This window comes from Alteromonas infernus (assembly GCF_902705815.1).
The window spans coordinates 1-13,384 of the sequence record NZ_CACSIG010000004.1 but is presented as its reverse complement, the minus strand read 5'-3'; the positions used below and the strand labels follow the sequence as shown (position 1 = coordinate 13,384).

9 protein-coding genes and 1 pseudogene are annotated in these 13,384 nt (G+C 45.3%); 4 read left to right on the top strand and 6 right to left on the bottom strand.

Features of this window, described 5'->3' with window-relative positions:
• Positions 1 to 116: 116 nt before the first annotated feature.
• Entirely contained in the window at positions 117 to 2,159 is a 2,043-nt protein-coding gene (locus ACX5J7_RS01150; protein WP_020746188.1) for an NADPH-dependent 2,4-dienoyl-CoA reductase, read from the bottom strand.
• A 201-nt stretch (positions 2,160 to 2,360) separates the two neighbouring features.
• Positions 2,361 to 3,224, bottom strand: a complete 864-nt coding sequence (locus tag ACX5J7_RS01145; RefSeq protein WP_498705794.1) for a crotonase/enoyl-CoA hydratase family protein — start codon at positions 3,222 to 3,224, stop codon at positions 2,361 to 2,363.
• 137 nt (positions 3,225 to 3,361) lie between these two features.
• Here ACX5J7_RS01145 and ACX5J7_RS01140 point away from each other — a divergent pair, with 137 nt between their 5' ends.
• Positions 3,362 to 3,967 carry a TetR/AcrR family transcriptional regulator gene (locus ACX5J7_RS01140; protein ID WP_012518876.1) on the top strand — a complete coding sequence of 202 codons (606 nt, stop codon included), beginning with the start codon at positions 3,362 to 3,364 and terminating at the stop codon, positions 3,965 to 3,967.
• Between the two features lie 2 nt (positions 3,968 to 3,969).
• On the opposite strand, the gene ACX5J7_RS01135 is transcribed toward ACX5J7_RS01140, so the two are convergent.
• On the bottom strand, positions 3,970 to 5,622 hold the full coding sequence (locus tag ACX5J7_RS01135) for a GMC family oxidoreductase (RefSeq protein ID WP_012518877.1): 1,653 nt from the start codon (positions 5,620 to 5,622) through the stop codon (positions 3,970 to 3,972).
• 214 nt (positions 5,623 to 5,836) lie between these two features.
• Between ACX5J7_RS01135 and ACX5J7_RS01130 the strand changes: the two genes are divergently transcribed.
• Entirely contained in the window at positions 5,837 to 6,562 is a 726-nt protein-coding gene (locus ACX5J7_RS01130; protein WP_012518878.1) for a DUF1439 domain-containing protein, read from the top strand.
• An 18-nt stretch (positions 6,563 to 6,580) separates the two neighbouring features.
• On the opposite strand, the gene ACX5J7_RS01125 is transcribed toward ACX5J7_RS01130, so the two are convergent.
• The 3 genes and pseudogenes from ACX5J7_RS01125 to ACX5J7_RS01115 all read right to left on the bottom strand — a co-directional run bounded on the left by ACX5J7_RS01125 (position 6,581) and on the right by ACX5J7_RS01115 (position 9,936).
• Positions 6,581 to 8,020, bottom strand: a complete 1,440-nt coding sequence (locus ACX5J7_RS01125) for a wax ester/triacylglycerol synthase domain-containing protein (RefSeq protein WP_012518879.1) — start codon at positions 8,018 to 8,020, stop codon at positions 6,581 to 6,583.
• A gap of 10 nt (positions 8,021 to 8,030) precedes the next feature.
• Positions 8,031 to 8,696: a TetR/AcrR family transcriptional regulator gene (locus tag ACX5J7_RS01120; RefSeq protein WP_012518880.1), complete on the bottom strand. Its 666-nt coding sequence runs from the start codon at positions 8,694 to 8,696 to the stop codon at positions 8,031 to 8,033.
• A 30-nt stretch (positions 8,697 to 8,726) separates the two neighbouring features.
• Positions 8,727 to 9,936 (bottom strand): annotated as a pseudogene (locus ACX5J7_RS01115) (DUF445 domain-containing protein).
• A 404-nt stretch (positions 9,937 to 10,340) separates the two neighbouring features.
• Between ACX5J7_RS01115 and ACX5J7_RS01110 the strand changes: the two are divergent.
• Entirely contained in the window at positions 10,341 to 11,801 is a 1,461-nt protein-coding gene (locus ACX5J7_RS01110) for a DUF3336 domain-containing protein (protein ID WP_012518882.1), read from the top strand.
• 78 nt (positions 11,802 to 11,879) lie between these two features.
• Entirely contained in the window at positions 11,880 to 13,325 is a 1,446-nt protein-coding gene (locus ACX5J7_RS01105; protein WP_498705790.1) for a hypothetical protein, read from the top strand.
• Positions 13,326 to 13,384: the final 59 nt, after the last annotated feature.

The following is a 13,384-nucleotide window of genomic DNA, read 5'->3' as shown; positions in this document are numbered from 1 at the left end:
TTCTTTCAACCTGACGGGTTTGCCAGCTTCGCTGGGCAAACAAAAAAAGCGCTTCATACTGAAGCGCTTTCTACTATGCTAGCGTTTTACACTGCTAACGTTTTGTAGCTTATAAATTAAACCGCTGCGCACACGCGCGTGCCTTGGTCGATGGCCCGTTTTGCATCAAGCTCTAACGCTTCGTCGGCACCGCCAATCAGGTGATATGGCATGTTTAAGCCTTCAACGATATCACGCATCGGCTCTTGTCCTGCGCAGATGATGATGTTGTCTACCGGCAATACTTGGCTATTGCCCTCTACCGTAATGTGTAGCCCTTCATCATCAATTTTGTCATAGCTTACGCCCGGGATCATGGTCACGCCTTTGGCTAGCAAGCCTACGCGGTGCGCCCATCCCGTTGTTTTGCCTAAACCCGCGCCAACTTTTGTGGTCTTGCGCTGAAGGAGGAAAATTTCTCTTGGCGACGGTTCTGGCTGCGGCTTAACCCCTTCAATACCTGCGCGGGCCGAGAAGGTCATATCAATACCCCACTCTTTCATAAACGCAGGAATGTCTTGGCTTGGCGTTTCCTTACCATGAGACAGGTATTCAGCCGTATCAAAACCAATGCCGCCAGCACCGATAATGGCAACTTTATTGCCAACAGGTTTCTTTTCTTTTAACACTTCGATGTAGGTCAGTACTTTCTCATGCTCAATACCTTCAATCGCTGGCGTGCGTGGTTTAATACCCGTGGCAATCATCACTTCATCGAAACCTTCATCGTTTAGCGCAGCCGCATCAACATAAGTATTCAACTTAAGCGTAATGTTTTTATGAAGCTCAATTTGACGCTTAAAATAACGTAGCGTCTCGTAAAACTCTTCTTTGCCCGGAATTTGTTTTGCAATATTAAATTGGCCACCAATTTCGCTAGACGCATCGTAAATCACAACGTCGTGACCGCGCTCGGCAGACGTCACTGCCGCGGCTAATCCTGCTGGGCCTGCGCCCACTACCGCAACACGCTTTTTCGTCTCAGCAGGCTTTACGTTAATTTCCAGCTCGTGACAGGCGCGGGGGTTTACCAAACAGCTAGTCATTTTACCGTTAAATACGTGGTCAAGGCAGGCTTGGTTACAGCCAATACACGTGTTGATTTCATCGGCTTTATTTTGCTGCGCTTTGCGCACAAAGTCAGGGTCAGCCAAGAACGGACGGGCCATAGACACCATATCAGCATCACCACGAGACAGCACTTCTTCAGCCACTTCAGGCGTGTTAATACGGTTTGACGTAATAACCGGAATTGAAAGCGCTTCGCGAAATTTAGCGGTAACCCACGTAAATGCCGCACGAGGTACTTTGGTGGCAATGGTTGGAATACGCGCTTCGTGCCAACCAATACCGGTATTAATGATAGTTGCACCTGCTTTTTCTATTTCTTTACCAAGCTGTACTACTTCTTCGTAAGTAGAACCACCTTCAACAAGGTCAAGCATCGACAAGCGGTAGATAATGATGAAGTGCTTACCTACAGCCTCGCGCACGCGGCGCACGACTTCAATAGGCAAGCGGATGCGGTTTTCATATTCGCCGCCCCACTCATCGTCACGGTGATTTGTGCGTTTTGCAATAAACTGATTAAGGAAATAGCCCTCAGACCCCATGATTTCAACGCCATCGTATCCCGCGCGCTGAGCTTGGGTCGCTGCAGTAATGAAATCTTCAACCTGCTTTTCAATCTCTTCAGCCTCAAGTGCTTTAGGCTTAAACGGGTTAATAGGCGCTTGTACTGCAGAAGGTGCCACAAGCTTAGGGCTATACGCATAGCGACCCGTATGCAGAATTTGCATACAAATTTTGCCACCAGCAATGTGCACTGCATCTGTCACTTCTTTATGGTTTTTAACCGCTTCGTCGGTGTCTAAACGAAACGTTGACGGATGCGTAGCGCCTTCTTCATTTGGCCCAATACCACCGGTGACGATGAGACCTACGCCGCCTCTGGCACGTTCGCTATAAAAGGCCGCCATACGTTTGTGGCCGTCGGGTAACTCTTCTAACCCCGTGTGCATAGAGCCCATCAGAACGCGGTTTTTAAGAGTAGTAAAACCTAAATCTAACGGGCGAAATAAATGAGGGTAAACGGGATGATCGGTAACGGTCTGATTCATGATACATTCCTGAAAGTCGTTTTGGCTTGGTAAAAGCCGTTAAAAAGCCTGTTTAAATATTTTTATCTAATGCGCTCTTTCTCTGAAGGCGCGTTATGATTTCACTAATTACATACAATACGTGTGTAGGTTTGAGTTGCGCACCAGCGTTCACCTTCCCTTATAGTAAAAAGGCGACCATCGGCTACCACCGTTGCGCAGTTAGCGCGCTTTCAAACCTAAACCTATGAATTCAGTTTTTTTGATAGCGGGATGCAATGGCGGGTACTCCGGCAACGTTTTTGTTTTCTGTGCTTCCATAGCTTTAAACACATCTTCCATTTGGAACATTCCCGCTTGCCATGTGGCCATGTACGTTAAGCTTTCAGCTACCGTATGTTCGACTGCGTAATTAATCATCGTCTTGGTGCCTGAAACCGCTAGTGGCGAATTCATCGCAATCTGCTGAGCTAATTTCATTACGGCTTCTAGCATTGAAGCCTGGTCGTCAAAAACTTTATTTACAAAACCGAGTTGCTGCGCTTCTGCGGCACCAAAGTTACGCCCGGTGTAAGCCAGTTCTTTCACAACACCAATAGGAATAAGCTTAGGCAGTCGCTGAAGGGTGCCTACGTCTGCCGTCATGCCTAACTGGGTTTCTTTTATGGTGAAAAAAGCATCTTGAGTGCAATAACGCATGTCGCACGCACTAAGCAAATCTACCGCACCACCGATAGCCCCACCTTGAACCGCCCCAATAACCGGCATACGTGCCTGTTCAATGGCGGTAAAGCTATCTTGTAGCAGCATAACCATACGGCGCATGCGTTCTGCTCTGCGCGATGGGTCGCCTTTAAAATCTTCTTTCATGTTCAGGAACACCGATAAATCCATACCGGCAGAGAAATGCTTTCCTGTAGATGAAATAACAATAACGCGGGCATTGGCTTCATCATCTATTTCACGAATAGCCGCTGGCAGCTCTGTCCAAAATTCAGGGATCATGCTGTTCATTGCATCTGGGCGGTTAAGTACTACGTGGGCAATATGGCCCTCTTGTTTTATTTCTAATGTAGAGTACTTCATGGTTTGCGCTGTCTCCTTGGGCTGTTCCTGTTAACAAATTTGCAAACTAGACAGCGTCAAGATAAAAGGCTATGTTGACACTGTCAAGATAAAACGTTATCTATTCGGCTTAATTTGAAAACGGACACATTTGATATATGGCTAATGCAGTACAAAGCTATCATCACGGCGATTTGCGAAGTGCGCTGTTAGAAGCCGCCACGGCGCGGTTATCTCAGCACGGTGTTGATAGTTTATCCCTTCGAAAACTGGCAGAAGACGCCGGAGTCTCGCGAACTGCACCCTATCATCATTTTAAAGATAAAAGCGCCTTGTTAAGCGCCATCGCGGCAAAAGGGTTTAGCGACTGGCATTCAACGGCCAAGCGTATATTTGAGCAAGAAGACAAAACACCGCAAGCGCGTTTTCGTGAGTTTGTTCACGAGTACATCGGCTACGCCGCCGACAACCCCGAAATGTATGAACTCATGTTTGGTCGCACTATTTGGCAGAACCAAGCTGCGACAAGCGACCTTAAAGAAGTGGCGTTTCCGTGTTTTCAGTTTCAGGTAACTATGACACGCTATTGGCAAGAAAAAGGCTTGCTGCCAAATAATCAAAATGCTCTTCGTTTAGCCCAGGTTACGTGGGGCACGTTACATGGTATTGCCAGACTGTTGATAGACGGTATTTATGCCGACAGCAGCCACATCGAAGAAATGTGCGACTGTGCTGCCGACCTTTTTATGCAAAAAACTAATTAGCTTTACGCCGACTCCGCATTTCCAATAGAAACGGGCTGGCCCTCGTGCGCCGCTTTAATAAATTCCGCAGCGCGCTCTGCAATCATAACGGTAGGTGCGTTGGTGTTGCCGCCGATTAAGCTTGGCATTACCGAGGCATCCACAACCCTTAAACCGGCCACACCGCGAACCCGTAACTGATTATCCACTACCGCCATTTCGTCGTCATCGCTGCCCATTTTGCAGGTACCGATAGGATGATAGATGGTCTCGGCTCGCTCTCTTAAAAACTCTAGAATTTCGTCATCGGATTGCGCTTCCTCTCCCGGATACAGTTCGCTTCCTTGGAACCTATCAAAGTCGGGGGCGGAAAGTAGTTTTCGTGCTATACGCACGCCTTCAATCATTACTTGTTGATCTTCAGCGGCGGATAAATAGTTTGGATCGATAAGCGCTTGATCAGCCGGGTGATTACTTTGAAGCGATATAGTACCGCGACTTTTTGGGTACAAACAGCATACGTGCAGCCCATAGCCGTAACCAAAAGCCAGTTGCCTACCATGGTCGTTCAATATCGCCGGTAAAAAGTGAAATTGAATATCTGGCCCCTGCGAGGCTAAACTTGAACTAACAAAACCGCCTGCTTCTGCGATATTCGATGAAAAGATGCCATTTCGTTTGAACGCATAGTCGGCAGTGGCTTTCACATAAGAGGGTAACGCGCCAAGTGCCACCGCATAGCCTTCTCTGGCCTTACAGGTATATTGAACAATCGCATCTAAATGGTCTTGTAAGTTTTGCCCCACGCCCGGCAAATCTTGGTGTACAAAAATGCCTTTATCTTCTAGCTCATTTCTTGGGCCGATACCCGATAGCATCAGAAGTTGTGGTGAATTAATCGCACCGCCGCATAGGATGACTTCGCTTTTAGCAAAATAGCGACTTACCGCGCCTTTTTCTCGCACCTGAACACCAATGGCCCGCCCTTCTTTTAGCAGCACTTTTTCTGCTGCGACCTTGGTAAGCACGGTTAAATTATTGCGATGCTTAGCTTGGGTTAAGTACCCTTTCGCGGTTGAGCAGCGCTGACCGTTAGCTTGAGTGACGTGATAGAAGCCGATCCCTTCGCGGTCGTCGCGGTTAAAGTCAGTAAGCTGTTTATAGCCAGCAAACGAAGCGGAATTTTTGAAGGTTTCAGACAAAACGCTAGTATGACGCAGCTTACTCACGTTTAGCGGTCCACCAGTTCCATGAAATTCATCCGCCCCTTCTTCAAAGTTTTCTGAACGTTTGAAGTAGGGTAATACGTCATCGAAAGACCAACCTTCAGCGCCCTCTTCACTTGCCCAGCGGTCGTAGTCTTCTTTTTGCCCTCGAATATAACACATGGCATTCACTGAACTACTGCCGCCCAACGTTTTGCCGCGAGGCCAGAATAACTCTCGGTCGTACAACTCTTTTTGCGGGGCGGTGTGGTACCCCCAGCCAATACCTTCAAAGCGACTAAGTATCGATAAGCCAAACGGTATGTGTATAAGTGGGTTAGTATCTTTCGAGCCAGCCTCCAGTAGCAAAATATCCAGCGCAGGGTTTTCAGACAAACGCGTGGCAAGCACCGCACCTGCTGAGCCGCCACCAATAATGATGTAATCGTATTTGCTGAGTACTTCGCTCATTTCGCCAGCTCCTTAAGCCGAAACCAAATAAATGTTAATAAAACGTTGTGGTATGACCAGATTAGCAAACATTGTTTCATCAAGAAAAGATTTAAATGGTAAGATTTAAAAAATCTAACAATCCTGATAACTTAAGTAGAAAATCGGTATCTACACTACGTTAAACTGTCTAGTTACAAGCCACTGCCTAGCAAAATTAGGCTAAGAATACACCTTGACCAATAACTTATCGTTTAAAGACAAATGCAAAGTATACCTAGCACAATGGCTTGTGAAACTGGGCAAGCTTACCCACGACGATTTTACTAAAGCTGAGCTTAACGCCCTTGTAAAAGATAGCTTTCCCTATACCTTTGTTTTCGAAATCCCTATCGGGGCCGGCACCGTATCCGTCCTTGAAGGCAAGGTGACGCTAGACAATGAAAGCAATCGAATTGGGCTGCAGTGCTTGTCAGCGGTAAAAATTGACGTAGCCGCTACCACTATTTATCGCGCTCACGTCGTATTTACCCTTTCTGCCACACCGGTTTACGACAAAAACATGAGTACGCTATACCTTACCGGACTTACCACCGATAGCGTAACGCTAGTGAACGATGATTACGCCTTAATTAAAGACACCCAATTTTTACTCACTCGTTTCTTTCCAAAAAGTGTTAATAGTCTGCTTGGTGGGCCGCTAAAATCAGCGCTTTCCTTATTTAGCGCAGGCACATCCGACATGGCGGCTGATTATTTGACACTCTATCTGTCAGGTTCAAAGCAAGCGGTGCTGGACTATCACGTTCCACACATTGACAGCGCGTTAAAAAAGCAAATTACTCAAAAAGATTTAACTCATACCATGCGAGATAACCACTGGCGCGAGGTTCTCTTTTCTAAACTCGGCCAAAACGTTCGGGTAGAAGAAGGCGTTTTACGCTTTTATCTACGTCAATAGTACTGTTTTAGCGGATGACTAATGGTCTGAGACTATGGAGACCGGTACCGTATCCACCTGCTCACCAATATCTTCTATATTCAGCCTAGGGTTATCAACACTGGCTTCAAGCATATCGAAAGCTTCTTCTACGTAGCGAGCTAGGGGCTGCAAGGATTCAATATTTTTATTGCAGCACACCAAGCCAACATTCGCCGTTCCGGCGTATGTCATCAGCGTGATATTGACACCGCCACCCGGTGTCATGGTGGAAATGGGGTAACACGCTAATAGCTTGGCGTCTTTTAAATAGCGAAAATCTTTAGGCCCGGGGACACTAGATATGAGTATATTTGCTATCGGTTTTACCACGCTTGATAGCCTGAGCCATTCAAAAACCAAGGCTAGTGATTGAATAACGATGGTATAGCCGCTAAATGCTGCCGGACGGGCGTGCTGTGCTGCATGTTTCACAATGCGGTGATTCACCACAATTTGGCGTAAACGAAGGTAAGGGTCGGTTTCGCCGTGGGCAAGTTGAACCGGGACTATCGCAATTTTGTTCCCAGTGGTTTTCTCACCCGGTTTTCGCAAATTAATGGGCATATTAGTAAAGAGCGCTTTTTTAAATACTTGACCGTGGTCTTGAAGCAGTTTGTGAACACCAATGTCAAACGCACAAAGTAATACCTCATTTGCCGTGGAGCGGGTGCGCCGGGCTAACGCTTTTACGCGCTTAAAATCTAAATCCATTGTAGCCACTGCCCGACCGGCCTTAACTTGCCCTGTGAGCACGGTTTTAGTGCCGGTAAACGGTATAGGCATATAGTGAGGGTTAACTCTTAGTATCTTCATAAAAATGCGGATAAAAATAATTAAGAGATCGAATGCCGTTTTTAGCGCATAACCCACTCCCACTAAGCGCTTGTAAAAGCTTGCGGGTTCCCGTCGTTTGTTTCTTAGCCGCTTAAGTGCCCATACTGGGGTGAATTTAGATTCATGGGAATGAGACACGTACCCTGATTGAAACCAACGCACTAGCGTGGCACCGTCGCCATACATGTGGTGTACTCTTGCGTAAATGGCAAAAGAGTCGCTGTTTTCATCAAAAATAAAGTGGTACTGCCACAACGGTTTGTCAGGGTCTAAACGCGAAGCATGAAGTCTTGCCACAAACCCATCCAAGGCTTCTCTGTTAGTAACATCAGCTACTTTGTGAATTTGAACGTGATAGTCCATGTTCAGTTTTTTTACCGGCGCAAAGCCTATTGGATAGCCCAATACTGTTTTTACCGCACAGTTAAACGGTGATGTAGCACGAGCAAAACTTCTTATTTCTTGAAACAAATTGGGGACATACTCAGTGCTTTTTGCTCCTTCAGGCAATGCGAGAAGCTGCAAGCACGCAACGTGTTTGGGGTTCTCGTCAGACTCTGTTATCCAAAATGACTTATCTAAGAAACTGAGCGTTTTTGCCATTTTTATTCCTTTAAGCGAAGTCGAGGGGCGAGTGAGTAGCAGAACCTCTCACAAAATCTTGAGAATTAAGGATTTGTTCTAACTGCTTTTTTTGCTCATCTGACAGTGCCAACCTAGGCAGCACACTTACCATCATAAGCGAGAGTGCATGATAGCGCTGCATTGTGCTATCCATATGACTGTTTAGCTCATCAAACTGGCAAGATTGAGTAATAATCAAAGAGATCAAATCTACCAGCAGCGCTCTGTCCGTTTTTGACGCAATTAACATGTCCCGTTGGGACAGCGAGTCAAACAGAAATGCCAGCTGTTTGTTTAAACGGGTGATAATGTGCTGACGAGGTCGCACTATTGCGGGGTATTTTTCCGCCAGATCTGCTGGGCTACGATAGAAAAAGCGAAATACGTGAATACTATCGATGAGCAGATATAGGTAGACCATGATTTCTTCTGGGTGAAGCGTATTGAGTTTGTCGCGGTTGAGTACTTTCTGCATTTGTTGTTCATGCATCTTCATTAACGCACTGACAAGGCTATCTTTCCCTTTAAAGTGGTAGTAAAGATTTCCGGGGCTAATATCTAACTCAAGCGCAATATCTACGCTGGTCACGGTATTCTCACCGTGTTCGTTAAACAAAGTAAGCGCGGTGAGTAAAATTTTTTGCGCAGTTTTCATAAGTTAGCCCATTTGAGAGGTTTTCGTTAGCTACATAAACACAAAATATAGCTGTGCGCCCCCTGCCAACATACCTAAAATCGCTCCGGTCACTATAAGTTTCCATTCGTCTTGTTGATAGGCTGGTCGCAATACGCCTTCGAACTCTTCAACGCTCAGCGCCTGCATTCGTTCACTTAAATCGTGCCCAACCTGCAGCGCGTTGTTGGCATAATCGAAGGCATACAACAAATATTTGTCTGAGTTATCGAATATCTGGCGGACCGCTAACGCTTTCATCTGATGATAATTTTCAGAGCCAACGCCAAGCGCAAAATAAGGCTGCGCTATAGCCACATAACGTTCAATGGCGTCATTCACGTGAAGTTCAATAAGCTCTAGAAGCTGCGCCGACCCCGAGCCATGTAAAATAACATGGGTAATATTTTTGGGCGTAATCAGCTTTTTCTCGATAATGGCCGAGTAAACTTCTGACACCTCTTTTTGGCGCTTTAAAAACATTCCCTGAATTGTGACTGGGCCAATTTTTCTGGGTCGTTTGGGCTCGAAGATTATTTTTATCGCGATCCAATTGGTGGCATACCCCACGAGTAAACCGCCCAAAGGTAATATCCACCAGGCTTGAAAAAGGTACCAGAACACCATTGTCGGTAAGCCAAATAAAAAACCCAAAATAAAGCCCTGAACGCACGATAAATGGAAATTCTTTGCTGCCTGCGGTGAGAAAGATTTCGTTAACTAGCTCAGGCGCATTAACTAACTGCTCTACGACAAGTTCTTTGATATCTAAAATTTCAGATACGTTGTGTTGGAAGTCGTCCACCATTTTATGAACAACATTAGGAATGTCGTTTTCTATGCGCTGATAAACCAGGTTTTTACCCTTTACGGGCAACGCTGCCCATAACTGGGGAGCCGACTCTGCCATAACGTCGTTGATCACCTTACGGATAACTTGGCTCAAGCGACGCTCGATCGCTTTCGTTAGCTCATCGGCGTCCAAGCGCTGTGCTAATTCTTCAACGCTCAGCAATTTACCTAAAACCAGCTCAACCTCAATTTCTGCCATTTGACGACGCTTTGCGGGGATAAGCCCCTGCCAGCCAAAGAAAGGTTTTATGCCAACAAACTCGATGGGGTAAAACATCATCTTTACCGCCAAATAATTTGTAAGCCATCCAACGATAGCGCTAATTAAAGGAATTGATAGCAGGCTTAGTGTTTCAACATTCCATTCCATACTGCGAACTAGTGTCCGATTTATTATTCTCTTTGTCAGGCTACTGAGTGCTTATGAATTGGTCAACGTAAAAAGTGAAATTACTGCCAATTGTTGATTGAAGACAAGCAAATGAAAGTCTAAACGTTAGCTGTGAAAAGAAAGTTAAGTAGTAAGGTTTGTGACTTTCGCCAGTAAGAAGTTAGTGTGAATGTTTTTTGTATTAGGTAGTGGTTTCTAACTTTAGCCAATAGACTTAGTCAGTAATGTTGGAAGATTAGCATTCGCGGCGTGTATTGATACTGTGCACGAATCTAAGGACTTAAATATTATTGTTACCCGTTTTTAAAGCGGTATCGCGGCATGTAGACAAGGCGAATGTTCGAAGGTCTCTCGGCCGAAGTTAAACTTAATAGGTACTCTTCATGGCAGTATTCGACGTGCGGTTAAAAAAGCTTGAACATGATATTGAGCATGCGAGCAATTACGATGAGTTCGAGGCTGCGTGCTTAGCACACGACGCGCTATCTGGTGCACAAGAGTGGAAAGCAGAAGACGCTAGTGATGACTACGATTATAAGCTTATCCGCAAAAGAGTTCAGCGACTTCAGTTAGCCAGGGGAAAAGGCGATATTCACGCCCTGATGTCTATTCTTCACGAAGGGCTTCACGGCAACTTGGGCAATATTGCCAATCCATTACTCATTTTGCACTGTAAAGTGGGCACCAAGTATTTAATTGAGCAGTTCATTGACGAAGTTACCCTTGCGCTAGAGCAAATTTTCCACGCTGATGAACAACAGGTAGATTTTTACGAAAAGTTATCTTTCTTTGAAGAAACTGCCCATGCGTTTGGCCGTAGCTGCCTGATGTTATCTGGTGGCGCAGGTTTAGGCTTTTTTCATGCTGGTGTTGTAAAGTCACTTAACGAAAAAAACCTTTTGCCCACCGTTGTCTCAGGTTCAAGTGCCGGCTCAATTATTGCTGCCATGCTAGGCACGCGAAATCACGACCAGTTGTTGGAAGCGTTGAGCGCTGAATTTATTTATGAAACATTTAAGCACTGGCGAAGTTTTGCAGGTTTGGGGAAAAAAGGCTTATTCGATAGCTCCGTGCTTGAGAATGCATTAATAGAACTCTTTGACCTTACTACCTTTGAAGAAGCGTTCAAGAAAACAGGGCGGCACATAACCGTAACCGTATCTCCCGCCGATTTACACCAGCATTCTCGGTTATTAAATGCTAAAACCTCACCTAACGCGATCATTACGCAGGCGGTACGTGCCTCTTGCGCCGTTCCTGTTATTTATAGTCCAGTACAACTGCGCGCTAAAACACCCGCCGGCGACATTGTGCCTTATATCCCTAACCGTCGTTTTGCCGATGGCTCACTGATGGCAGACCTTCCGTATGAACGTCTCGCACGGCTATACGGTGTCAATCACAGCATAGTAAGTCAGACCAACCCCCTTGCCGTACCGTTTATTTCTTCTAATCGTATCGATCCGAACTCGTTATGGGATATGTCAGCTCGCCATCTTGGACAGCTTGCTAAAACCAACAGTATCTTTGCCATTGATATTATTGAGCGGCTCACAGGAAATAAAGAGGCCAAACTGGCGATTCATAAAGTTCGTTCTATTATTGATCAGCAGTACGTCGGCAACATCAATATTTTGCCCAAACGTCAAATTAGAAATTTATCGCAAGTATTGTCTAATCCAACCCGAGACAGTATTGAACAATTGATTGTTAGCGGAGAACGAGCGTCGTGGCCGCAACTCCATGTTATTAAAAGAAATACCAAAATTAGTGAAAAATTACGGTATCATTTAGGTCAACTGAAGAAACGTGAAGCAGTAGAGCTAGGCCATGTTGTAAAATAAGACGTGCGCCCGCTAAACTGTCTCGAGTTGACCATAACCATTTAATGTCAATTCGCAGCATCATTTGAAAGGATTACGGTGAGCGCACAAAGCCAAAACCCCGATAGTATTTACACGCAACAAGTAAAACAACTCATCAATATGATATATCCTCAAGAGTCTGGCTATGGCTCTGTGTTCGAGGATGCACGCCATTACTTTTCTCTTACGCCTGCGCTTGAACAACATATCGAAGACTTAAAAGCCCAATTAAAAAAAATTGAGGGGAATAAAAATAAAGAAGTCTTAGCTGAACAGCTTACCAAACAAATAAAAAATAGCTCAGAGAAACTTAAAGAAGAGCGTTTAGCAAGGTTAGAGCGTCTGGGCGCTGTAAGCACTAAAATCATTGAGCTTTGCGAAGGTGATAACTGGCAAGAAACACAGCAGCTAAGTGCGAAACTTCTGGGCACAATTATGTTGCTAACGCGAGGTCCTGAGGGTAATTTTGCTCGTGTTCATATGCGCTTCAAACCTCTCTACAAAGCCGTTTTAACATTGCGATTAGTCGATAGACTCTTAGAGCACGATACTATCGCCCACAAGTACCTCTCAAAATATCGCGAGGCCTCTTCTCGCTTTCGCGGAAACCGTTACTGGCACGACAAATGGAAAGTAGAGCTGGGCCGTCCTCTTATCACTGCCGCGCTATTACAGGATATCGGCTTACAAAGCCCTGCCGCATTAACCATTTTAAAAGGTGAAAATGGCACGCTTGATGAATTCCGCTTACTTGAAGAATCACAGCGAAAGGACCTACTTAAGCTCAACTATCATTTTACGCTCAAATACATCGTTGATGGATTAGGCCTCCCCAGCTACGTAGGAAATAACAAAGAAGAGAGAGATAGGTTTGTTCTCACGCATAAAGAAGCGAATAATTTTCTACAAAGCATAGTTAAAGATGCGTTTGTTTCGAAAACGGGACTAGGCGAAATAGTCAAAATCCCTCAGATTTACGTTTCTATTGTACTGTCTACCAAATCCGATTACTCGCGAATGAGTTTGCCTAAAGGTTATTTGCTTATTGAGCAGTTGGCGAAGAAAGGTGCATTGAACAAACAATTGGCGCAAGACTTTATAGACCTGGTGGGCTATTTTCCTCAAGGCTTTGGCGTTACTTTTATACCAGAAAACGAAAAAGGCCAAGAAAAAGACCAATACGAATGTGCCATTGTTATTGGCCTAAACCCTAAACATCCGGCGGAGCCACTATGTAAAGTGGTAACAAGAAACCAAAAATATGTCACCAGTGGTGAACAAGAAGTCATCCCGAAAAGCAGAAACCTGTACTTCCCCGCTAATAGAAAGAAGCTGATGCGTATAGGTAAAGACAGGCTCGGCGAAATAATGAGCCAACTTTCAAATAATTTCACGCCAGATGCAGTAGATGATTTAGTGCCAAGCTTCTGGGAACCTTTCGACTTTTTTGGCTATAAAAAACATCAAAATTTATGGGTTAAAAACAAATATCGAGTAGGGTGAGGCTTGCGCCTCATCCCTCTCACAGAACCGTACGTACGGGCCTCGTATACGGCTCATGT